Annotated in this window: 20 protein-coding genes; 7 read left to right on the top strand and 13 right to left on the bottom strand. The window is 35.3% G+C overall.

Annotation, left to right across the window (positions count from 1 at the left end; all coding sequences use genetic code 11):
* Positions 1–25: 25 nt before the first annotated feature.
* Genes GGR42_RS04965 through dnaA form a run of 3 tightly spaced genes read right to left on the bottom strand, consistent with a single transcriptional unit; the run spans position 26 to position 2,624 of the window.
* The gene (locus tag GGR42_RS04965; protein ID WP_167961444.1) at positions 26–733 is read right to left on the bottom strand and encodes an SAM-dependent methyltransferase; all 708 of its coding nucleotides are present in this window, start codon (positions 731–733) and stop codon (positions 26–28) included.
* A gap of 1 nt (position 734) precedes the next feature.
* Positions 735–1,190 carry a low molecular weight protein-tyrosine-phosphatase gene (locus GGR42_RS04960; RefSeq protein WP_167961442.1) on the bottom strand — a complete coding sequence of 152 codons (456 nt, stop codon included), beginning with the start codon at positions 1,188–1,190 and terminating at the stop codon, positions 735–737.
* 9 nt (positions 1,191–1,199) lie between these two features.
* On the bottom strand, positions 1,200–2,624 hold the full coding sequence (gene dnaA / locus GGR42_RS04955) for a chromosomal replication initiator protein DnaA (RefSeq protein WP_167961440.1): 1,425 nt from the start codon (positions 2,622–2,624) through the stop codon (positions 1,200–1,202).
* 212 nt (positions 2,625–2,836) lie between these two features.
* Between dnaA and GGR42_RS04950 the strand changes: the two genes are divergently transcribed.
* On the top strand, positions 2,837–3,235 hold the full coding sequence (locus GGR42_RS04950; protein ID WP_167961438.1) for an acyl-CoA thioesterase: 399 nt from the start codon (positions 2,837–2,839) through the stop codon (positions 3,233–3,235).
* On the opposite strand, the gene GGR42_RS04945 is transcribed toward GGR42_RS04950, so the two are convergent.
* From GGR42_RS04945 to ribD, 4 genes are read right to left on the bottom strand one after another with little or no spacing between them, the layout of a single operon-like run.
* Positions 3,232–3,846, bottom strand: a complete 615-nt coding sequence (locus GGR42_RS04945) for an IMPACT family protein (RefSeq protein ID WP_167961436.1) — start codon at positions 3,844–3,846, stop codon at positions 3,232–3,234. The genes GGR42_RS04950 and GGR42_RS04945 overlap by 4 nt on opposite strands.
* Entirely contained in the window at positions 3,846–4,709 is an 864-nt protein-coding gene (locus GGR42_RS04940) for a DMT family transporter (protein ID WP_167961434.1), read from the bottom strand. The genes GGR42_RS04945 and GGR42_RS04940 overlap by 1 nt, the downstream gene beginning before the upstream one ends.
* Before the next feature lies 1 nt (position 4,710).
* Positions 4,711–5,313: an HAD family hydrolase gene (locus GGR42_RS04935; protein WP_167961432.1), complete on the bottom strand. Its 603-nt coding sequence runs from the start codon at positions 5,311–5,313 to the stop codon at positions 4,711–4,713.
* The gene (gene ribD, locus GGR42_RS04930; protein ID WP_167961430.1) at positions 5,306–6,355 is read right to left on the bottom strand and encodes a bifunctional diaminohydroxyphosphoribosylaminopyrimidine deaminase/5-amino-6-(5-phosphoribosylamino)uracil reductase RibD; all 1,050 of its coding nucleotides are present in this window, start codon (positions 6,353–6,355) and stop codon (positions 5,306–5,308) included. Before ribD ends, GGR42_RS04935 begins: the two co-directional genes overlap by 8 nt.
* A 130-nt stretch (positions 6,356–6,485) precedes the next feature.
* On the opposite strand from ribD, the gene GGR42_RS04925 reads away from it, so the two are divergent.
* The 3 genes from GGR42_RS04925 to ligA are packed head-to-tail and all read left to right on the top strand — an operon-like array spanning position 6,486 to position 9,825.
* Positions 6,486–6,974 carry a GNAT family N-acetyltransferase gene (locus tag GGR42_RS04925; RefSeq protein WP_167961428.1) on the top strand — a complete coding sequence of 163 codons (489 nt, stop codon included), beginning with the start codon at positions 6,486–6,488 and terminating at the stop codon, positions 6,972–6,974.
* Positions 6,974–7,834 carry a peptide chain release factor N(5)-glutamine methyltransferase gene (gene prmC / locus GGR42_RS04920; RefSeq protein WP_167961426.1) on the top strand — a complete coding sequence of 287 codons (861 nt, stop codon included), beginning with the start codon at positions 6,974–6,976 and terminating at the stop codon, positions 7,832–7,834. The genes GGR42_RS04925 and prmC overlap by 1 nt, the downstream gene beginning before the upstream one ends.
* Positions 7,834–9,825 carry an NAD-dependent DNA ligase LigA gene (ligA, locus tag GGR42_RS04915; protein WP_167961424.1) on the top strand — a complete coding sequence of 664 codons (1,992 nt, stop codon included), beginning with the start codon at positions 7,834–7,836 and terminating at the stop codon, positions 9,823–9,825. Before prmC ends, ligA begins: the two co-directional genes overlap by 1 nt.
* 1 nt (position 9,826) lies before the next feature.
* Here ligA and GGR42_RS04910 read toward each other — a convergent pair whose 3' ends face one another.
* Together GGR42_RS04910 and GGR42_RS04905 are read right to left on the bottom strand one after the other, a co-directional pair.
* Complete coding sequence (locus tag GGR42_RS04910; RefSeq protein WP_167961422.1) at positions 9,827–11,716, bottom strand: OmpA family protein; 1,890 nt, start codon at positions 11,714–11,716, stop codon at positions 9,827–9,829.
* A gap of 102 nt (positions 11,717–11,818) precedes the next feature.
* Complete coding sequence (locus tag GGR42_RS04905; protein ID WP_167961420.1) at positions 11,819–12,883, bottom strand: endonuclease/exonuclease/phosphatase family protein; 1,065 nt, start codon at positions 12,881–12,883, stop codon at positions 11,819–11,821.
* 214 nt (positions 12,884–13,097) lie between these two features.
* Between GGR42_RS04905 and GGR42_RS04900 the strand changes: the two genes are divergently transcribed.
* Together GGR42_RS04900 and GGR42_RS04895 are read left to right on the top strand one after the other, a co-directional pair.
* The gene (locus GGR42_RS04900) at positions 13,098–14,336 is read left to right on the top strand and encodes a cation:proton antiporter (RefSeq protein ID WP_167961418.1); all 1,239 of its coding nucleotides are present in this window, start codon (positions 13,098–13,100) and stop codon (positions 14,334–14,336) included.
* Complete coding sequence (locus GGR42_RS04895) at positions 14,333–14,635, top strand: hypothetical protein (RefSeq protein ID WP_167961416.1); 303 nt, start codon at positions 14,333–14,335, stop codon at positions 14,633–14,635. The genes GGR42_RS04900 and GGR42_RS04895 overlap by 4 nt, the downstream gene beginning before the upstream one ends.
* On the opposite strand, the gene GGR42_RS04890 is transcribed toward GGR42_RS04895, so the two are convergent.
* Positions 14,632–17,094: a M14 family metallopeptidase gene (locus tag GGR42_RS04890; protein WP_167961414.1), complete on the bottom strand. Its 2,463-nt coding sequence runs from the start codon at positions 17,092–17,094 to the stop codon at positions 14,632–14,634. The two genes, GGR42_RS04895 and GGR42_RS04890, sit on opposite strands and share 4 nt — an antisense overlap.
* A gap of 164 nt (positions 17,095–17,258) precedes the next feature.
* On the opposite strand from GGR42_RS04890, the gene bshC reads away from it, so the two are divergent.
* Entirely contained in the window at positions 17,259–18,860 is a 1,602-nt protein-coding gene (gene bshC / locus GGR42_RS04885) for a bacillithiol biosynthesis cysteine-adding enzyme BshC (protein ID WP_167961412.1), read from the top strand.
* On the opposite strand, the gene GGR42_RS04880 is transcribed toward bshC, so the two are convergent.
* The 3 genes from GGR42_RS04880 to GGR42_RS04870 all read right to left on the bottom strand — a co-directional run bounded on the left by GGR42_RS04880 (position 18,849) and on the right by GGR42_RS04870 (position 23,795).
* Positions 18,849–19,394 (bottom strand): pyridoxamine 5'-phosphate oxidase family protein, encoded by a 546-nt coding sequence (locus tag GGR42_RS04880; protein WP_167961410.1) that lies wholly within the window; start codon positions 19,392–19,394, stop codon positions 18,849–18,851. The genes bshC and GGR42_RS04880 overlap by 12 nt on opposite strands.
* Before the next feature lie 359 nt (positions 19,395–19,753).
* Entirely contained in the window at positions 19,754–21,706 is a 1,953-nt protein-coding gene (locus GGR42_RS04875; RefSeq protein WP_167961408.1) for a thiol-activated cytolysin family protein, read from the bottom strand.
* 229 nt (positions 21,707–21,935) lie between these two features.
* Entirely contained in the window at positions 21,936–23,795 is a 1,860-nt protein-coding gene (locus GGR42_RS04870; RefSeq protein ID WP_167961406.1) for a tetratricopeptide repeat protein, read from the bottom strand.
* Between the last annotated feature and the right edge of the window lie 44 nt (positions 23,796–23,839).

Raw genomic sequence — 23,839 nt, 5'->3', positions numbered from 1 at the left:
CTTGGTAGAAATATCGAGGCTTTTTTTATTGATGTATTATAAAAATGGTGGGTCTTTTGTGTAAATTAATATTAGTGTTTTGCCAGTCACTTACTTTTTTAGTAGCAATAAATTCTGTTGGCAAGGTAATATCACAAGCTACACATATCAAACTTTCTTTAGAAAGAGTTTTAGTTAGTTCTGCCAGTAATTTATCATTTCTATAAGGTGTTTCAATGAATATTTGGGACTGATTAAAATCCTTCGATAGTTTTTCCAAGCGTTTAATAGTTTTCCTTCGTTCAGTTGAGTCTATGGGTAAGTACCCATTAAATGCAAAATTTTGTCCGTTGAGCCCACTTGCCATTAATGCTAAAAAAATAGAGGATGGTCCTACCAAAGGAACTACTTGAATGCCTTTTTTATGGGCTAATTTTACAACGTCGGCCCCAGGGTCGGCAATTCCAGGGCATCCAGCTTCGGAAATTACTCCTACATCGTACCCTTCAAGACAGGGGTCTAAAAAACTGGGGACGTCGATCGGGTCCGTAAATTTATTAAGGGAATTTAGCTGAAGGTTGGGCTGTGACTTTTTGGAATTTATTTTTTTTATGAAATGTCTAGCACTTTTTTCATTTTCTACAATGTAGTGGTCTATATTTTCAATGGCCTTTTTAATTGAAATAGGAAGTACCTCCAAAGGAGGTGTATCACCTAAAGTTGTTGGGATTAAATATAATTTTCCTATCGGCATATTACTTGTTTAATTTATTTGCCAAGACATTACAGGCTGAATCAATAAGATGAAAAACTTGTTCAAAACCATCCAAAGCATCATAATAGGGGTCTGGCACTTCTTTGGCCCCCATTCCCCCTGCATCTAACAATAGTTTTACTTTTTTAATTTCATGTTCATTTTTTGCCAAAGAAATTACATTGTCATAATTGCTTTTGTCCATAACATAAATATGGTCAAAACTGTCCAAATCTAAATAGGTGAATTTTCTACAGCGTTGCTGGGTAATATCAATGCCATGTTTATGGGCAACATCAATGGACCTATGGTCTGGTCTATTGCCAATATGATATCCTCCGGTTCCGGCCGAATCAATGAATATATTTTCTGAATTTACTTTGCTTTTGAGAATTCCCTCTGCCAATGGTGACCTACAGATGTTTCCAAGGCATACCATTAAAACTTTAGTTTTCATCAAATAGTATTAAGAAAATTTCTTGGTAAGGTCGTCTATGTACTTTCTAAATTGCTTATCTGTCTCAGCTAAATTATCAACCGTTTTGCAAGCGTGCAATACAGTGGCGTGATCCCTTTTTCCTATTTGGGAGCCAATACTTGCCAAGGAGGCCTTGGTGAATTTTTTAGCAAAGAACATGGCTAATTGTCTAGCCTGTACAATGTGTCTTTTTCTAGTTTTTGACTGAAGTGTGGCAACATCCATTTCAAAGTAATCAGATACCACTTTTTGGATGTAATCTATAGAAACTTCTCGTTTGGTGTTCTTTACAAACTTTTCAACTACATGTTGGGCAAGTTCTAAAGTCACCTCTTTTTTATTGAAGGAAGATTGTGCTATCAAAGAAATGATTGCACCTTCCAGCTCACGTATATTGGTCTTAATATGTTTTGCTACATAATCCACAATGTCCTCTGGCATTTCTACGCCATCCCTGTACAACTTATTCTTTAGAATTGATATCCTAGTCTCATAATCAGGATTCTGTAATTCTGCAGAAAGTCCCCATTTAAATCGGGAAAGCAAACGTTGCTCTACATCCTGCATATCTACCGGGGCCTTGTCAGATGTTAAAATTACTTGTTTGCCGTTTTGGTGTAGGTGGTTAAAGACATGGAAAAAGACATCTTGAGTACCAGATTTTCCTGATAAAAATTGAACATCATCAATAATCAAGACATCGATTAATTGGTAGAAATGAATAAAGTCATTTCTAGTGTTCTTTTTAACGGATTCTATATATTGTTGCGTGAATTTTTCGGCAGAAATGTATAGGACGGTTCTTTCCGGGTACTTATCTTTTATTTCAACTCCAATGGCATGTGCCAAATGCGTTTTTCCCAGACCAACTCCTCCAAATATCAATAAAGGATTAAAAGAAGTGCCTCCGGGCTTGTTGGCAACGGCCATTCCTGCAGACCTGGCCAATCTATTGGAATCACCTTCCAAGAAATTGTCAAAGTTGTAATTTGGGTTTAGTTGGGATTCAATTTTTATATTCCTAATTCCAGGAATAACAAATGGATTTTTTAACTCAGGATTTTTAGATTTAATAGGCACATCTAATTCCTGTGGGCCTACGTTAGATCTATTGGAGCTTGGTATTTTTTCTGTAAAGGGTTCTCTGTTGCCATAGGTGTTTTCCATTTTAATTACATACACCAATTTAGCACTTTCTCCCAACTCCTTTGTAAGGGCCACCTTTAATAGTTTAACATAATGCTCTTCAAGCCATTCGTAAAAGAATTTACTGGGAACTTGTATGCTAAGGGCGTTGTCAGTTAATTTTACTGGTTTAATGGGTTCAAACCATGTTTTGAATGCCTGCGACTGGATATTATCCTGAATAAAAGCCAAACAATTGTTCCATACGGAATTAGCAGTAACATTCATTTTTAAAATTAATCTTATTTAGTTGGTTAGTGACCTAAGTTTAGTTTTTTTGATTTGATCAGGGTGTTCAGCCTGATTGTCAGAGTGGGACAAATATGTGAACAAAAAAGATAAAAAAAAAATCATTTACTATTGAATTTTCTATTTTTTTTCGCCATGTTACGCAACCGATTTTCAAATCATTTAAATATATAGTTTTTCATCGAAAAAATATGGAAATAAACAAAATTTCTTTTCGGGTAAGGTATTCGGAAACAGACCAAATGGGAGTTGTATATCATGGGAATTATGCGCAGTACTTGGAAATGGGAAGAGTGGAGTGGTTGAGGAACCTTGGGCATTCCTATAAAGAAATGGAATTGAATGGAGTTATACTTCCTGTAATTTCCTTACAAATAAAGTACAAAAAATCTGCTTTATATGATGACCTTATTACCGTTGAAACCAAACTAAAAAAAAGACCCTCGGTCAAAATAGAATTTGACTTTGTTATTTATAATGAAAATAAAGAAATATTGGCCGAAGCGACCACGGTTTTGGTATTTATGGATGCAAAAACTAAAAAACCTATTAAATGCCCTGATTATCTTCTAGAGAAAATAAACGTTTAGGTTTTCTTGTTTAATAGAATATTAGGCATTGTTGTAAACAAAGATGTAATGAATGTTACTTCTTGTTCCCGAACAGCTAGAGTATATGTACAATTAATTTCCGTTTTTTTGGATACAATTTCTAAATGATGTTGCTTTATAATACGCATCACCTTATCCATTTCTGGGTAATCAAATGAGATTGAAAATTCATATTTTATTATTTTTTCAATTATAGTGGATTCTTCCAAAGCTATTTGCGCAGCGGACCTGTAGGCTGTAATTAACCCGCCAACACCCAGTTTGGTTCCTCCAAAAACTCTGGCTATAGCTACTAAGATATTGGTTACATTATAAGATTTTATTTGCCCAAGGATAGGCATCCCCGCAGAGTTATTGGGTTCACCATCATCATTGGTTCTATAAGTAGGGCTTTTAACTCCCAATTGCCATGCATAGCATACATGATTCACCTTAGGATGTTTTTTTTTTAATTCCTCAATAATAGGTTTAACCTCATCTTCACTAAGAATGGGAAATGCATACCCATAAAATTTACTTTTTTTGTCTTTATAAAGAATTTCTTCTGAAGGTTTTAAAATAGTTTTATATATGTCACAACCATTTTCCATTAAAATAAAGCTACCAATAAAATACTAACAACTGCTAAAGTAATACCACCCCAGTTTTTTAAGCTGATTTTTTCTTTAAATAATATTATACCCAAAAGTGTTGAGAACAATACAATGGCAACATTATTTAGGGTGAAAATGGAAGCGCTGTTTAAGGAATCATTCTGTAGCGCTTTCAATAAAAAGAAAATGGAAAAATAATTGGGTACCCCCAAAGCAATTCCCCCTAAAATATTTTTGAAATTAATTTTTAATGGTTCTTTTGGAGCTTTTATGAGAATGAATATAATGCCCACAATGGCAGCAGAGCCAAATACAGTTGCAGAAAAAATGGGCAATTCATTGTTCTCTAATTGGGTCTCTTGAGCATATTTTATACTGGTGTCTATTGCACCAGAACCTAAAAACAAAAGTAGGGGCAGTATAATTACTTCTTTGTTGAACTGAATAGTTCTTTCTTTTACTGACACAAAATAAACCGCTGCCAAGGCCAATAGAATGCCTACGCCTTTTAATACACTTAGTTTTTCATTATAAAGTAATAAACCAAAAAGAACGGGAATTACCAATGACATTTTTGTGGCGACAGATGCTACGGAAACCCCAATTTTTTGCGATGTTTTTGCCATGATATTAAAAACGAAAATGAACAAAAAACCTAATGCTAGTGTTCCCCAAAACCAGCTTTTGCTTGGAATTTCATTAATGCGAGCATCTCCATCGTATAAAAGAAACCCGGTAATGCTCGCCACAACATAGTTGGTGATAATAGCATACAGGGTCTGTATTTTGTAAACAGAGAACAACTTAAAAATGACAAAAATTAGACTGGAAAAAAGAATGCTTAATGCTAATGAAACCATGTTATAGTTTGGATTTTATATCTGTAATATCTTCTATTCCCACTCGTAGATTCCATACTTTAATCCCTAATTTAGAAGCGGAATCTGTATTTTCTTTGGTGTCATCAACAAAAAAAGTTTCTGCGGGATCAAGGTTGCTTTCATCCAAGACAAATTGATAAATTTCTGCCTCTGGTTTTCTCATGTTCATTTCATAAGAGAGATGAAAAACCTCAAAACACTCTTTAAACCGATTGTATTTCTCCTTTCCCATATATTCTTTTACAAATTCTATATGAATGTCATTTGTGTTGCTCAATAAGAACATGCGATAGTCATTTTCTTGTACCAGGCTTTCTAAGAATTCCAATCTGTAATCTGGAAAATCCAAAAGGATGGCATTCCAGGCATTAATTAATTCTTGTTTGGTAGCTTTTGGAAAAATGGTGTTGGTTAGATTTAAGAATTCATTTGAAGTCAACAACCCTTTCTCATAACTATCAAAAATAGAAGTTAGTTCAGGGGTGGTTTCCAAATAACCAAATTTTTCCATTTCCCTAGCGGTGGCTGGTTTATCCAGATTTATGAATATATCCCCAAAGTCAAAAATAATGTTCTTAATCATTAGAATAAATATTTAAAGTGTCTTCCAATATGGCAATTGATTTTACTTGTTTTTTAACTACTGATGGAGCTTTAATCCCAGAGTCAAAAGAAACATCTCCTACAAAAACTCGTGCTTCATCCCAGAGGTCACTTTCAATAAAAGCTTGTATGGTTTTTGCCCCTCCTTCAATAAGAATACTTGTAAATTGATGTTTGGATAGGATATCACAAATTTGCTGTGGTACCTTATCAATAAAATTTATTGTTTCATAAATTAAATTATCAGAACTGGTTTTCTCTTTGGAGGTTATAAAAATGGTTTTTGTGCTTTTGTCAAGAACATGGTACTTGCCATTAATTTTTAGATTCCTATCAAGAACCACCCTTATTGGATTTTTACCTGTCCAGCTTCTAATATTCAGTTTTGGATTGTCTTCCAAAACTGTTGTTGTGCCCACTAAAATTGACTGTTCTTCACTTCTCCATTTATGAACCAATTGTCTAGAATGTTTGTTGGTAATCCAATAGGGCTCAGGTTTGTTTTTTCTTTTGTCTTGTTTTGGTGCAATATAGCCGTCCGATGTTTCTGCCCATTTTAATATAATATAGGGACGTTTTTTCTTCTGAAAAGTCAAAAATCGCTTGTGATGTTCCCGGCATTCTTTTTCTAAAACCCCAATGGTAACTTTGCATCCTGAACCTTTTAATCTTTCAATTCCTTTTCCCGCGACTTTTTTATGGGGGTCCGTAATGCCAATAACAACCCTTGGGATTTTATTTTTTACGATTAAATCTGCGCAGGGAGGTGTTTTACCATGATGGGAACAGGGTTCTAATGTTACGTAAAGGGTAGATTCTTTTAAAAGCTCTTTGCTGGCAACAGAGTTTATGGCGTTAACTTCGGCATGATTTCCTCCATATGGACTTGTATAACCCTCTCCAATAATTTTGTTGTTGTATACTATTACAGACCCGACCATTGGGTTGGGTGCAGTGTTTCCCAAGCCATTTTTACCCAACTGGATGCATCTGGAAATATATTTTTCATCTGTAGTTTGCATATTGTTTTTTATGATCAGATTTAATTCACATTATATATTTTTGTGGCAAAATGGATTTCTTGATAATGCTCATTTCATGTATCTTCACCCAACAAAAATAGAACTTTCAGAAAGATATTGACTGATAAATATGGACACTGCTACTATCAGGGAAATTCAACAAAGAGATAATGCCGAAGTTGCAAAAGTTGTTAGGGAGGTTTTGGTTGAAATGGGTGTTCCAAAAGTAGGTACTGCCTATGCGGACAAAGCTTTGGACATAATGTATGAGACCTATGATGTTCCTAAAGCAGCTTATTTTGTAGTGGAAGACAAAGGCGAAATTATAGGATGCTGCGGGGTGGCTCAGTTAGAGAATTATGATGGAAATATATGCGAATTGCAAAAAATGTATTTCTTAAAAGAAGCTAGGGGAAGAGGCTTGGGAGCTAAAATGATAAATATATGTTTGCAACGTGCTATGGAGTATGGTTATGAAAAATGCTATTTGGAGACCATGCCCTATATGAAGGAAGCCCAAAAATTGTATCAAAAATCCGGTTTTGAATATATTGATGCTCCCATGGGAGACACAGGTCATTTTTCTTGTCCTGTTTGGATGTTAAAAACGCTGAGTTGATGCAATTAAAAGAGATCAAAAATATTTTTCATGCTGAATTGGACACTTTATATCCAATTGAAGAGGTAGATAGTTTTTTTTATTGGATGATTTCTCATTATTTAGGTTTAGAACGTTTCGTGCTGGCTATAGAACCTAACTTAACAATTACAAAAGAGGAAGAACAACCTTTGTTTGAAGGTTTGTCCCAGTTGAAATTGGAAATACCCATACAATATATTATTGGGGAGACTGAATTTTTGGGTTTGAAATTTTCTGTGAATGAAAATGTATTGATTCCTAGGCCAGAAACAGAGGAATTGGTCAGGTGGATGATCCAAGAAATTAGTAAGCAGAAATCCAAGTGTAGAATTTTGGATGTAGGAACTGGCAGTGGCTGTATTGCCGTATCATTGGCCAAAAACTTGCCAGAAGCTCAAGTGTATGCATTGGATGTTTCTAAAAATGCCTTGGAAGTCGCAATAGTGAACGCTGAAATAAATGAAGTTAATATCAATTTCATTGAAGCTAACATTATGGAATTGGAAAGTTTGGGTGATAAGTTTGATGTTATTGTTTCCAATCCCCCATATGTAAGGGAATTGGAAAAGGAAGAAATGAAAACCAATGTACTCAACAATGAACCAGAGCTGGCACTTTTTGTTTCCAATGAAAACCCATTGCAGTTTTACAAAGCAATCGTTCAATTTGCCAAGATAAATTTGAATGAAAGTGGAGTGCTTTATTTCGAAATAAATCAATATTTGGGAGAAGAGACAAAGCAACTTTTATTGGAGGAGAATTTTTCAGAAATTGAACTCAGAAAGGATATATATGGAAATGATAGGATGTTGAAAGGAACTAAAATGGAACATAATTAATGGACATAAAACAAAAAATAGAATCTCTCCGCAATGAACTTAGAGAGCATAATTATAATTATTATGTGTTGGACAATGCAACCATTTCTGACTACGAGTTTGATGTTAAATTGAAAGAACTTCAGTTTCTTGAACAAAAACATCCTGAGTTTTATGATGCTACTTCTCCAAGCTTAAGAGTGGGTGGGACAGTGACCAAGAATTTTAATACTGTGGTTCATGAACACAGAATGTATTCGTTGGACAATTCCTATTCCAAGGAAGATTTGGAAGATTGGGAAAAGCGAATCCAGAAAAACTTGGGAGATGTAGCAGTAGAGTATACCTGTGAACTAAAATATGATGGGGCCTCCATAAGCCTAACCTATGAAGAAGGTAAGTTAATAAAAGCCGTGACCCGTGGCGATGGTTTTCAAGGAGATGAAGTTACTACCAACATAAAAACGATTAAGTCGGTTCCTTTAAAGTTAAAAGGAGACTATCCCCCTAAATTTGATATTCGCGGGGAAATTATCCTTCCTTTGGACGGGTTTGCCCAGATGAACAAGGAACGGATGGAAAATGGGGAAGACCCTTATATGAACCCCAGAAATACAGCTTCGGGTAGTTTAAAGTTACAGGATAGTGCCTTGGTGGCACAGCGTCCCTTGGATTGTCTCTTGTACAGTATTGCTGGCCCCTCCAGTCTTTCATCTCAATGGGAGGTATTGGAAAAAACTAGAGAATGGGGTTTTAAAGTCCCTACTGCTGCCAAATTATGTAGGACGACTGATGAGGTTATGCAATTCATTGAGCATTGGGATGTCCATCGCCATAATTTACCATATGAAACCGATGGTGTTGTTATAAAGGTGAACAGCTTGCAGCATCAAGAGGAATTGGGTTATACCTCAAAATCACCCCGTTGGGCAATGGCCTATAAGTTTAAGGCAGAGCAAGTTTCAACTGTATTAAATGAAATCACTTATCAGGTAGGGCGTACAGGAGCTATTACCCCAGTGGCTAATTTGGAACCTGTTTTATTGGCTGGGACGACTGTAAAGAGAGCTTCATTGCACAATGCCGACCAGATAGAGAAGTTGGATGTACGGGAAGGTGATACTGTTTTTGTGGAAAAAGGCGGAGAGATTATTCCTAAAATAATTGCGGTGGATTTTAATAAACGCCCAGCAAACCTAAAACCCACTCAATATATTACCCATTGTCCAGAATGTGGAACAGAACTAGTTAGAAGCGAAGGTGATGCCAAACATTTCTGCACTAATTTTTATGGATGCCCACCACAAATTACAGGTAGAATACAGCATTATATTTCCCGAAAGGCCATGGATATTGAAGGTTTGGGTGGGGAAACAGTGGAATTACTCTTTAAGGAAGGGTTGATTGAAAATTATGCCGATTTATATATTTTGACCAAAGAACAGATAATGCCTTTGCAACGTATGGCTGAAAAGTCGGCAGAGAATTTGGTCGCTGGTGTTCAAGCATCAAAAAATATTCCTTTTGAGCGTGTATTGTTTGCTTTGGGCATTAGATATGTTGGGGAAACTGTTGCAAAAAAATTGGCAAAAGCCTTTAAGAATATTGATGCGTTAATGGCTTCATCACAAGAGGAATTGATTGCTGTGGATGAGATTGGGGAGCGCATAGCAGAAAGTGTTGTTGAATTTTTTCAAAATGAAAAAAATGTGGAGAGTGTAAACCGACTCAAGTCTTATGGTGTACAGTTTTCCTTATCCGATGAACAATTGGAAAATCAAACGGATAAATTAAAGGGGCTGTCTATTGTTGTTTCTGGAGTATTTGAAAAAGTAAGCAGAATGGAACTTAAAAAACTTATTGAGGACAATGGGGGGAAAGTTAGCTCTTCAATTTCTTCCAAAACTTCCTATTTGGTGGCAGGAGATAAAATGGGTCCTAGCAAGCGGACCAAGGCAGAAACTTTGGGTGTGTCCATTATTTCTGAGGATGATTTTTTGGAAATGATTTGAATTAATTAATACAATTTTCGCAATACGTGTCACGTAAATAATCATTTTCTAACAACTGAAAAGTTACCCCGCCATCGTCAAATGCATTGAAAAGTCGACAAAAACGTTTTTTGTTCATGTTGATGGCATTGAGCATTATGGTCCGGTATTCAGGGTCTTGGGTAAGCTCTTCATTTATAAGGGTAAGATTAAGGTAATAAAATAACAAGTTTTCATTAACATTAATATTTTTGACCTTGTCTTGGAGGACTTTCTCTGCTTTTTGAATATTGGAATAATAGGATAAATATTGAGATAGACTTAAGTAATCATAATCATTCAGGGGGACGTTTTTGTAATTGGAAAATATGTAATCTACAGATTTGTCCTTGTTGGTATAGTCGTTCTTTCTCATAAATAGTTCACTATTTATTATATGATAATTAACCATCATTCTATTAATCAATTTTTGATTGATTCCGTAATTTTTTAATGATTGTATTTCTTTTTTAAAACTCTCTTGCTGCACAGGTTCTACATTGTATCTCCAAATACGCATTTTAAGGGCAACAATATTATATTTTACTTTTTTGTCATTTGGCGCTATTTTTTCTAGACGTAATAATTGATTGTAAGCAATTAGCAAATTACGTTCATCCATTAAGTACCTAAACGCAGAATTTTTGTTAAAAAAGGGAGTGTATTTTAATTGCTCGGGAATGTCCATACGATCTAGAAAGGTTGGTTCTATTTCTTTCCTTTTAAGTCTTTCAAAAATTGAATTTTGTAATTCATGTGCAGTTTCAAGGTTATCTGACCCTAGGGCTTCATTAAACAGTCCAAGTATAACATCGGCCGTCATATCCCCATATTTGTCTTTCCTTTCCAACTCCATGGTTATTACTGCCTTTCTATGGTTCTTTAAGTATTTTTCTAAGTCCTCGCTTACGGCACCAACAACTTTGGCTTTTATTTCATTTTTTGTCAAACTTTTATAATTGGCGTATTGGGTTCCTGATATATCATTTAAGAATTCTACCCAGTTTTCGGATGAAGAGACCTCTGTGGTAATTGTTGGTTTTTGAAATGTTTGCAAGGCATTTACAATACTCTTCGCCCTTTGTTGTTGCAATTCCATATTGCGTTCCAAGTTTCCCTCAATTGAAGAATATGCCTTAATGTTTATTTTTTTAATATTAAAATCTGTTAGTCTAAGGGAGTCATATACAGGTTTTATGTCTTCTTGTGAGTATTCGGATTTATTTTTTTTAAATGGAATAGTAAAACTCATCTCTTTATACTTCAATGTGTATTTGTCATTGTCCAGCGTAGCACTTAATTTGGTTTTGTATGTAAGAGAATCTAGATACATACCCATATCCAATAAATCCCATTGATAGGCTTCTAAATCGAAAATAGTATAGTATCTGCATAGGTTTTTGTTGCTTAGAAATAGAATATTAAACTCTAGGTCTTTATTTGTGTAAGCTTCGGACAATTTCCCGACTCGCGTTCTAAAGATATTTCCATTGTATGGCTTTAATGTTTTTTTAAGGGCAGCTGAGTAAACCGGTTTTAGGAGTTCTCCTCTAATCTGGGATTCCGGAATAATGATTTCTTCACAATCATATCTCTCTTTGGAAACAACATCAATAGCAATACCGTCTCCTGGGTTTTTAAATAAAAGATTAAACCATTGCTTATTATTAACCTCAAAATACAAATTGTTGGCTTGGTCTTTTTTAATCGAAAAGCCTACCTCTTTAGGTTTTTGATTAAAAATATTTAAGCACTGCTGGCATTTTTGGTCTCTATCTGCACCAGGAATAATTATGTCATAATAGTTTTGTGCAAGAACATTTTGGAAAAAAATAAACGAGACTATTACTAGAGGATAGAACTTATTTTTCATAAATATCTTGAGCTAATTTATGGGAAGCTAAGAATTATTAAGAGTTCTTAAAAATATAATTTTGAGTTTTACAAAAAAGGTTCTAATTATCTTATTTATTGGTTACTTATTTAGGTTTTCTAGATATTCATCCGCATAGTCTATTTGGAACTCAACCCATAGGGGCTGATGATCAGATAATTGATGTGTACGCCAGTTGTTATATTGTTTAGCGGGCTCCCCATTTTTTTTCTTCATTAAGGGTTTGTAAGTAGCTTCATCCGCATCTGTAAATAGAATATCAAACATTGGAATGGTGCCTCCTTGTAGAATTTTAATTCCATCCTTTCTTTCCCGAATAAAAATACGGTCATACTGTGATTTTTTCACACCAACAGTAGTGGTGATGTTTTTATGGCTCACAGGGTAGGTATAATCAGCTTCTTTAAGCATTTTATAGGAATCACTATTAGTATCAGAAATATTAAAATCTCCCAAAAGAATTAGTTTTCTTGCCCATGCTTTTTCGTCTTCTGTTCTAGATTTTATAAAATTTGCAATATGGTCTATTTCTTTTTTTCTACTTAGTTCACTTTCACCCCATTGAATATGTACGTTACACAGCATAAATTTTGCCCAACCCGCCGTGAATCCACATATTAGAGGTGTACGCCATAGTTGTGACATGGGTTTATAAATTGTTTTTTTCTCACCTGGGTTTTCTGGGTCATCTATTTTTTCTTTGGCATTTGGAAGAACTACTTCCCCTGCCAATCCTCCGAATTGGACTTTACGGTTATTGTATACATAGGCAATACGTTCATCATTCCCTTGGTCACCTTCTGTTGTGTCAGAAATTACATAGTTCCAATTTGGACCTAGAAGCTTCATGACGCGTTCAAGGGCAACCATACTTCTGTTTACTTCTTGTATGGCTACTAAATCAAAAGATGCAATTATCTCAGAAATATAGAAGAAAGATTCATTAAGTCTTGTTCCAAAAGTGGTTGAGTCAAATTCCCTTATATTCCATGTTGCCAAGATTAAATTAAAATCTAACTTACTTACTGGTATATTGTTTTTTAGATAGTCCCTTAATTTTTTTAGGTTGTTAATAATTCTATTCTTTTCGTTTTTTGAATCAGTAGAATCGTTGTCCCTATGTTTCAATGTGTAATAATATGGCATAATTTATTAATTTTAATATTCTCTATTTCAATTCGTTAGAAACAATATATTAAATATAAGCTGTTTGCTTGGTTAAGCTATAAACTCCATGTTAAGGAATTATTTTTTTGTATAAATGGCTTAAATTTTGGTATAACTGGTATTTATTTTTAAGTGAAAAGTGTAAATCTTAAGTCAATTATTGCATTTTTGTAAAAGCAGAAAATTACAGTTTATGGATTATTTTTTTATCACGGCTCTTTTGGTATCCATTTCGGCCGCTTTTGGCTATATAAATGTTCGTTTTTTTAAATTGCCAAATACTATTGGCTTAATGCTTATAACCATACTTTTTACCTTGGGTGTATTTGTTTTAAGCTATTATGATGATACACTGCTGAATGCTGAAAAATATATTATTTCACAAATAGATTTTAAAACTGTTCTTTTAGATGTAATGCTGAGTTTTCTATTGTTTGCTGGAGCTTTGCATACTAATTTTGAACAACTTAAAGTACAAAGATGGCCTATTTTGGCCTTTTCCACTCTTGGAGTTTTGATGTCCACCTTTTTGGTGGGAACCGGTGTATATTATTTACTACAATTTTTTGGAATACATGTTGAGTATATCCATAGTTTGTTATTTGGAGCACTAATATCCCCTACAGATCCGATAGCCGTTCTAGGTATTTTAAAGAAAGCAGGTGTGCCCAAAAAGCTAGAAACCAAAATTGTTGGAGAATCCCTTTTCAACGATGGAGTAGGTGTGGTGATTTTTTTAACTATTTTTCATATCGCAGAATCTGGTAGCAGTGAATTTAAACCTATGGATGTGCTGCATCTTTTTGGAGTTGAGGTTATTGGAGGTGTTCTTTTAGGAGGTCTAGTGGGATGGATTACATACCGACTGATGAAGTCTATTGATGATTATGATATAGAAGTAATTATTACCCTTGCAGCCGTTATGCTTGGGACGGTAATTGCGCAACAATTTCATCTATCGGCACCATTGGCAATGGTTACTGCGGGTTTAGTTGTTGGAAATGATACATTGAGGGATAGTTCTATGTCTGAAGTTACGGAGGTTTACGTGGACAAATTTTGGGAGCTCATAGATATTCTTTTGAATACGATACTTTTTGTTCTTATTGGAATGGAAATGTTGGTTTTGGCTTTTGATTTTGATTATTTCTTGGCAGGAGTAATGGCAATACCCCTTGTTTTAGGGTGTAGGTATCTATCTCTTTTACTTCCTATAAATTTCTTTAAAAAGAAACTTGATTTTGTTCCAAATACCAATACCATAATGACATGGGGTGGTCTTAGGGGTGGAATTTCCATAGCATTGGCATTGGGATTAACCCAAGAAATGCATAGAGACTTGTTTTTGGTAATCACCTATGTTGTTGTTGTGTTTTCCATAATTGTTCAAGGACTTACCGTGGGTAAATTGGTTAAAAAACTGGCAGAATGAAACCATGCGCCTATATAGAGTTTAAAAAAACCTTAACTGAAAATGAGCCCCCATCTTCTTGGTCCAACGCCCTAAAATGCTGCTGGTATGATGCTAATGGAAACTGGGAAGCGGCACATAATATTGCACAGGACATGCACAACTCTTTAGGAAGTTGGTTACATGCTTATTTGCATAGGAAAGAAGGGGATGAATGGAATGCGGGTTATTGGTATAGGCAAGCGGGAAAACCCTTTCCACAGCTTTCTTTGGAGGAAGAACTAAAGGAAATAGTACTTTTTGAAATTAAAAAGGCTTAATTTACCATAAAAAGAGCATTGGCGAAGAACAACTTTCCATTTTCCCAGAACCCCCTGAACAAAGGATTGTCCACCATATAAACTACATGGCCACGACCATGATTTTCAACACCAAAAACTAGGGTGTTTTCAATTTTTTTCTGTGCTTTACTTCCCGCAAAACCGGAAACTGGAATTGTGTTTTCTTCTATATGTGCCACCGTTCCCGCTTTAAGAAAGTCATAGGCGGTATTCCCCAATTTTAGGGTGTAATAGCTATTTCCGTATCCATAAGCCATTGGATGGGTATTGTCCACTTTGGTTTTAAAAATGGCTCCGGTAATGGCGTCCTTGATTCGTTCTCGTTGTATATTTTCATGGGAGTATAAGGTAGAGTCTTTCTCCTTATCTTCTTTTTTCTTTTTAATAGAAAAACCCTTCTCGCCAGATATTCCTGAAATGGAACCTCCTATGGCTATAAGTTTGCCACCATTACTTACCCAATCCTTCAATTTTTTCAGCGTATTTTCATCCATGAAACTAGTATACCTTCCCCCTGGGAGAATGAGAACATCATAAGTGTCCAGATCTACTCTTTTTATGTAATCCGCATCAAGAACGGATAAGGGATAATGCAATTGTTGCTCAAAAAAATGCCATATTTCACCAAATCTAAGGGTAGAGGTTGGACCTCCTGAAAGCATTGCCACCTTTATATTTGGGACCATTTGCACATAGCTAGATCCAAAATCTTTGCCGGAATCAACAAAGCCTGTTTTTGTAGCATTTAAACTTCTGCCATGTTTTTCTTTTAATTTCTTTAGTGTACCAATAAAATCCTTATGGTTTTTGTTATCCGATTTAGTGATGATTAAAGTGCCATGCTTATATTGTCTGCCATCAAGGGAAAAAGGTTTTTGCGCAAATCGTACCCGGATATTTTTTTGTAACAAATCAGCAAGAAAAGCAGCATCTTTCATAGTATGCCAAGGCATAATATAGGCATAGTTGTCTTCGTTGATTTCTCCCAATGTTGGAGCCCCTGCATAATCATGTTGAACATCTCCATTTTGTGTAGGGATAGTACTTTCTGAAGCAACTGCATCCAAGCCATAAGCATAGGGTAAGGACCAAGCTGTAATATCATAGGTAAGGGAATCACTCAATTTTGCATCGGGTTCAAACAAAACCTTTACCAAAGTACTTTTGGGTTGGTTTGCAGAAACCACCAGAGAACCAGGAAACGTCTTTAGGGAACCTGTTTCTCCTTTTTTGTAATTAAAGCCCTTTATAGTTTGGGTGGTGGAACTCCAACCATATTCAATCTTATGTTTATCCAAAAGTTGGGTAAGAGAATTAATTTTGTCCATGTTTCCACCCAAAACATAATTCTTGTACTTATAATTTTTGTTTTCATAGAATTTTTGAAATTCTTTATTCAATTTATCAACGTTGTTGGCAGATACTTCAACCGTGGACATACCAGTTGTGTAGTGGTGTGCAATACGGTCTTTTAAGGTCAATGTATCGCCTATATTTGTTTTGATACCCAATCCTGCACCAATTCCTGCCTGCTCATAGGTCATGCCGATAGCCCCATTATAAGTAGGGTATGTATCACCATAGCTGGGATAAAATAGGTCAAAGACTTCTTTGGTAAAGTAAAACCAACCATTGGCATCAAAATACTTTGCATGGTTTTTTCCAATGGTCACCTGAAAATCTCTTTGAAAATCCGTAATTACTTCATGAAAAGGTTCCGCCGCCGGAGCAAAATAGTAGGGGCTATTTACTCCTTGTTCATGGAAATCCACATGTACATGTGGCAACCATTTATTGTACATTATTAAACGTTGCTGGCTCTCTACTTGCGTTAACCAAGCCCAATCACGGTTAAGGTCAAACATATAATGGTTGCTACGCCCGTTCCACCAACCTTCTACATGTTCCTTACTGTAAGGATCTACGTTGTTAGGTGTATTTTTATATTGGTTGTACCAGTTTACATAACGGTCGCGCCCATCAGGATTAATACAAGGGTCTATTATAACAACCGTGTTTTCCAAATAATTGGATTTATTGGTGAGTAATTCATAAATGGTCTTCATGGATGCCTCTGTACTAACACTTTCATTGCCATGTACATTGTAGCTCAACCAGACAATGGCTTTGGAAGCATTGCTCTCTCCTGTCGTACTTTTTAAATGTTCCTCACGGATGGTCTCCAAATTTTTCATATTGGTTGCAGATGAGACGTAGGCCAACAATAAAGGTCTGCGCTCATTGGTTTTGCCATATTCTACTAATTGAACCCTTTCCGGTGCTTTTTTCGCCAGATACTCATAGTAATCTACAACCTCATGGTGTCGGGTAAATTGGCTTCCCAGTTCATATCCCAAAAATTCTGATGGAGATTTAATATCTTGTGAAGTGGCTAAGTTTGTAAACAAAAAAACAATAGGGAGTAAAAAATGCTTCATACGGTTCCAAATGGTTTGTAAGCTACCAAAATAGTGATAATTTATTGAAATTTTGAGCTAAAATAGGCCAAGGAATGATATTCCTTGTTAAGAAGTAATTAACGTATTTTTAGGAATTGAAAATCTTAAGTATTTTATCTTTACTCGGATTTTTAAAATTTTCTATGGAAGTTGACTGTATCCCGTTTAAAACTACTGGCTATTTTTCAGAATTAATATGTGACTATATAAACAAAGACGAAAGGTTAAAACCGTTTTATAACCGATTCCCATCTTTGGAGAATTTTAAAGGACAGATTAAGGAAAAGGAAAGTAGTTTTTCCACTACCAGCAGAAAAATCCTTTATAAATCTCTTACTGTTCAATATCAGGGAGTAAAAACTTCAGAAAGTACCGCAACCCACATTTCGCTTCTTAAGGAGAATAATACATTTACTGTGGTCACTGGGCATCAGTTAAACCTTTTTACTGGGCCTTTGTATTTTTTGTTTAAGATTATTTCTACCATTAATTTAACTAAAGAGCTCCAAGAGGCATATCCCAAATATAATTTTGTGCCCATTTATTGGATGGCCACCGAGGATCATGATTATGATGAAATAAACTACTTTAACTTTAAAGGCAAGAAATTACAATGGAACAAGAAAGTTTCTGGAGCAGTGGGAAAAATAGATACCAAAGGTCTAGAGGAGGTTCTTGATGCTTTTTCAAATGAATTGGGAACCAGTAAAAATGCAGCCACCTTAAAAGAATTATTTACAAAGGCCTATCTAAAACACAACAGTTTAACAGATGCCACCAAATATTTGGCGAACGAACTGTTTGGACAATATGGACTGGTCATTGTAGATGGGGATGACAAAGAGTTAAAGAGCCAACTTATTCCATACATAAATAAGGATATTTTTGAAAAAGTGTCTTTTGATACCGTTACTAAAAGTATTTCCAAATTGAAAGAAGTATCCAAAGACTATGGAATACAGGTAAATCCTAGGGAAATAAATTATTTTTATCTTATAGATGGGACCCGGGAGCGTATAATTGAGGAAAATGGTAATTATGCTGTTAATGAAACTGATATAAAATTCACCAAAAATGAATTGAAAAAGGAAATTGAGAATTTTCCAGAGCGTTTTTCTCCCAATGTAATTGCAAGACCTTTGTACCAAGAAGTGATATTGCCCAATCTATGTTATATTGGTGGAGGTGGAGAAATTGCTTATTGGTTGGAACTAAAGGAGGCTTTTAAAAATATGGGAGTTACTTTTCCAATATTGTTGTTGCGTAATTCCGTTTTGGTGGTAACAAAAAAACAGGGAAGCAAGCTTAAAAATTTAAATCTTTCTCTTGAAGATATTTTTCTAAAGCAAAGTAGTTTTATCAATAAAAAAATCAGGGAAGTTTCCAATATAGATATTGATTTTTCTTCGCAAAAAGACTTCTTAAAACAACAGTTTGTACGCATGTACCAAATAGCGGAAGAAACCGACAAATCTTTTTTGGGAGCTGTAAAAGCACAAGAAAAGAAGCAACTTAAGGGATTGGATGCTTTGGAAAAACGTTTATTAAAAGCTCAAAAAAGAAAATTAAAGGATCATGTAATTAGAATGACTGAAATACAGAATGAACTTTTTCCGAACCAATCTTTACAAGAAAGACAACTTAATTTTTCCGAAATGTATTTGGAAATGGGAGAAGATTTGATACCAAACCTGATAAATACATTAAAACCTTTGGGACAGGGATTTATGGTATTAAGGTACTAAAAACTCACTTTCCCAATCGGTATCCATTCTGGAAAAACGAATTCTGGTATGATGGGGTTCGCTCAATTTTAAATATTCAATTTTAAAGGGTTCAACCTCTACCCAACAAAAAAAATCCTCTTTTTTTAAATATTCAATCTCATTGAAGTTGGTGATTGAGCTACCAGGCGCCATGGAAGAGGTATATGCTTTTTTTGATTTGGCATTAAGGTTTTGCCATACTTTCTTTTTTTTGTCATCAGAAGTAAAAATTGAAGCTATTCCTTCAATTTTTAATTGCAATAATTTTTCGGGATGATAGAAAAGTAAACTCACTCTATTATTTTCTTTGATGTGCAGTATTTTTTTTGACCTTCTGTCCGTATAAAAGATTAATTGTAATTCTGGGGTAAGTTCCCGTAAGACCACGGTTCTTAACCTGGCCATACGTTCCAGGCCTACTGTTCCTAAAGTAAAAAACCTAAAAGGATGCCCCTTAACTGAAACGCCAGCTTTTAATTCTTCTTTCAATTCAGTAAAAAAAGGTGTAGCCATGACATTAGTATTGGGTCATATAAAGATAAAAAATAAAAAGGTAGGTAGGGTTTTTTAAATCATAGTTGTTATATATATGAAAGTTGCTATGAAATGAGAATTAATAAACTTCATTCCAATGTTGTTTATTCAATAGGAATGAAGTTTTTAATTTGAAAGCAAAGCGGTTCTTGAGATAATATTATCTTTTGTTTACAGGTAAAAAGCAAAAGATTTTGAAACAAAAAAAAATTAAACTTTCAAAAAAAAGAATTACAGTGTCATAATAAGTATAATGTGTTTAGGTTGGTTTTTGATTTTAATGTTAAAGCCTCGGGGTGGTTCCCGAGGCTTTTTTAATTAACTAACTCAAACTAAACTTAATTGATGACCCACGGTGTGGAAAATTCATTTTCTGAATCTTGAGCATTTGGATTCCAGATTGTAAATTCTGTTCCATCCTCATTAAAGAATAGTTGCTTAATATTGTCATTTCCTCCAATAGATATTCGACATGCCGCCCCTATTCTTTCGAAATACGTTTGGGTCTTATCTCCCCACAAATTGACATCATTTTTAAGCGCCCAAGTTCCGTCACCATAGTACCCGGCATATTCATTTCCAGGTTTCCCAAAGAAATGAACGATGTTAGCACCATCTGAAGATCTGGTTTTAAAATATCTTGACGCAGCCTCAAAGCCCTCCCCAGCGAAAGGAAATGATGAATCACCAAAAAGGGAATTTACAGGATATTTGATATTTTCACCATCGGAATTTGTATTGTAGTCTCCAATGGGTAAGACAGTAGGTATATCGGTACCATTGCAGTTGCAACTATCATAGCTAAATATCTCACCTAAAAGCCCAGTTTCATCATAAATATGTATTTTACCATCAGCAATATTGACCGCGGCGCCAACGGAATCGAAGGAAGAAGCCCCTAACGGACCATCGGGGTCTTTTATGTTAAATACACCTAGTGCCTTTCCTAAATCTACATTGTACCAAGCATATTGGGTGCCTGCTTTGTTGTAGAATACTGCATTGGCACCTTCAATTTGAGCTGCTGCACCTATACCATCTTCAAAAAGATCTACCAAATCTAGATAGCTTGCTGGCGGCAAAGTACCTCTTAATTCGCACTCCACAACATCATATTCCGTAGCCAATTTAACACCTACAATTTTATCGGGCCTTTTTACACTTCTTACCACATAAGATAGAGGTAACCCTGCTCTTACATCGGTACTTTCTGCCAATTTGTTGGCAATTTCAGAAATATTGTTTTCCCCGGTCAATTGGAAAGTACCTGCCGCATCTCCACCATATGCAATAACCTTAATTTTAAGTTCATTCAATTCTTCCATAGCACTTACACCAAGTTCTCCCTCTACCTTGTTTTTAAATGCACCATACGCTATATTCAATTTAGAATCCATTTCTTGTCTGCTGGAAGTGGATTCTATCAGCATATAAAAAATGCGGCCATAGGTAACTGAAGATATAAAGGTGGCAGGGTTATCGGCTTGCACATAGGTAGCTAAATTTTCTGGTGTTACGCTTTCATCAAAGATTTCTTCTAAACTAGTTGGCAAGTCAAAACTCATGGTGTAATAGGACTGGGTAAGCTTTACCAATGTCCTATTGATGTTTTCTCCGGTACTAAAAGACATGTTTGCCGATACTTTTGTGGTAAACGTTTTTGCATCGATACCCATTTCTAAAGCCATCTGGCTTTCTGATTCTATCTGAATTATATCCAATTGAAAGTTTGCGGGCACTACATCTCCAGAATTGGCAATAATAGTGTTCATGCCATCCTGAATGCTACTTTTTCTAACTTCATCAACAGAAAAGCTTGAAGTTAAATTACCATTGTTAAGGTTGTAGGAAATGGTTCCACCTGCACGTTTTACTACAATTGGAGAGGGGGTTGCATTCCCTAAAGTTTTGCCCTGTAACAATGCGCCCGGATAAATAACATCTGCGTTCGTGTCAAAAAGAGGAAATTGACCGTTTCCATCTTCTACACTCAATGTTTTTCTTGTGCAGATAAACCGCTCGGTAACAGTTTCTCCATCTATTTCACGGTCAGCCTCGTCTTCTTCGGGTTCGTATTCAGCAAGAACTTCTTCTGTACGTGACTCTGGAAAATCCTCTGGGTCTGCACCCAGTTTAATTACATCCTCAAAGGTTTCGGCGGTTGGGTTTGGACCTGGGTCAGGGTTATCATCGTCACTACCTCCACCTGTACTGTCTTTACTACATGCTATTATAAGAAAGGCCATAGCTAAAAATAATAGCTTACTTAAATTTTTGTTTTTTGTTTTCATGATACTTATTGTTTTGTGGTTAAACTTTTACGTTTTGTTTTGTGTGACCTGCTCGGTTGTAGCTGCAGCACTTAGCCGAGCAAGACCACAAAACTGGTTGTTGTCAAACTAATGACACCACAAACTTAGATGACGATTAATGGGAGTGAAAATTTAATGGGGGGACAAAGGGTGGACATCCCAAAAACCACTTTGGGACAAAGGGTGGACAGTTTGTTAAGACTTATTTTTAAAGGGCTAGAACTAAATCCTGCAAAGAGTCTTCAGAGGTAATATCCAATTTTTTGCGTAGCCTGTACCGTGCTTTTTTAATGCCTTCTTGTGAAATATTAAGGATGTTTGCAATTTCTTTAGAGGAAAGGTTCATTTTTAGCAGCGCCATTAAACGTAATTCGTTAGAAGTAACTTCGGGATATTTTATTTTTACATTACTGTTAAAATCTTTGTGTACTTCTTCAAAATATTTGGAAAAATTTTCCCAGTTATTGTCATCTTGTAAATCAAAATTAATGGTGCTAATGAGTTGGGTATAGCCCTTTTTGCTATCGGTATTCAATTTTAATTCTTCAGCCTTTTGTTTTAGACTTTCAAGGGTTTCGTTCTTTTTTGCCAAGTGTAGGGCATGGGTGGTCAATTCTTTCTTTTTAAATTCAAGTTCGGCATCTACCTTCTCCTTTTCTAATTTATTACGCTTCATTTTCTGGCGAAGGGCGTAAAACCCAAGGAGAGATAATAAAAGACCGATACCCATAAGAAGTTTCTGCAAGTTGCTTATTGATGCTTTTTGTTGCAGAACAGTGATTTCCTGTTCCTGAAGTACTATTTGTTGCTCTTTTTTTTCGGTTTCGTATTGTGTTTTTAGCTTTTCAATTTGCTTGGACTTATTCTCATTAAAAATAGAATCTTTCAGTTTTTGAGATGCTTTCAAGTCAGCGATTGATTTTTGAAAGGCACCCATTTTTTCGTAAGTGTTAGCCCGTTCTGAAAGCGCATCCGAAAGATTATCAATTGATTGAATTGAATCTGCCAATTGAACCGCATGATTATAGTTTTCCAGAGCTTTATAGAAATTACCCATTAAATAATAGGTTGATGCAATATCATTATAATTGATTATTTGGTTATTTATAGAACCACGTACAATTGAAATTTCATTTCCTCTGAAAAAGTACTGAAGTGCTCTCTTATAATCTTTTTGTTCCATGTAGACCGCGCCTATGTTCCCTAAGTTGGCGGCTTCAAAATCTTGCCACTTTTGTTCTTTGCTTATTTCAAGACTGCGATTATAGTTTTCAAGGGACTTTTCATAATCTTCTAGGTGGTAATAGGCTGAACCAAGTTCCATATAAGTTATAGCCTGCCATCTAGCATCCTTATGCTCTTTGAACGTTTCTAAACCTTCTTGAAGGTGTGATAAAGAGGCACTATAATTCTCTCCCAATACTTCGGTCCTGCCGATTCCTACAACCACAATAGCCTTTTTCAAGGGCTTTTTCTCTTTTAAAGTATCCAAGACCCGTGACGCTGTAATCAATGCTTCGGTTGCCAACTTATACTCTCCCTTGTCTAGATGGATGGTTGATTTTCGCTGAAAAGCATCACTTATCATTTCGCCGTTTTCGAGCTCTTGAGCCAAAGCAATACATTGTTTGGAAAACCTCAAGGCCTTATCGAAATTTCCTTCAAGATTCTCCAATCGGGTCCATTCAAGAAGAGACTTGAATTTCTCTTTCTTATTTTTAATTTTTTCAAAAAGGCTGATTGCTTTTTCAAAATAGAAAGGTACCGAATCTGACTCTCGATAATTTGAATAGTAGAAACCTAAATTTTTTAGAGCCATAGCTTCTCCTTCTAAATAAGAAATTTTCCTTGAAATAGACAGACCTTTATGAAGGTAGCTGAGTGCCAAATCCTTATGGGTTCTTCGGGTTTCAACAAATATTCGTTCTGCCGTTTCAACCTTTTCTTTGCTATTGGCAAGCATATTATACTGATTTGAAAGACTATCCAATTTTTTATTATCCTGAGCACTAAGATTAATTATTAAGAAGAGTGAGAAAAAACTACTTGTTTTTGGGATAGATTTCATAACAGCTTGGTTTGGACTTTAAAAATAGGAATTTATTCCCAAGT

Origin of the sequence: Saonia flava (assembly GCF_011927795.1) — a bacterium.
GTDB lineage: Bacteria > Bacteroidota > Bacteroidia > Flavobacteriales > Flavobacteriaceae > Saonia > Saonia flava.
Note: the sequence above shows the minus strand (reverse complement) of the source record. Positions and strands in the feature narration are given on the sequence as shown.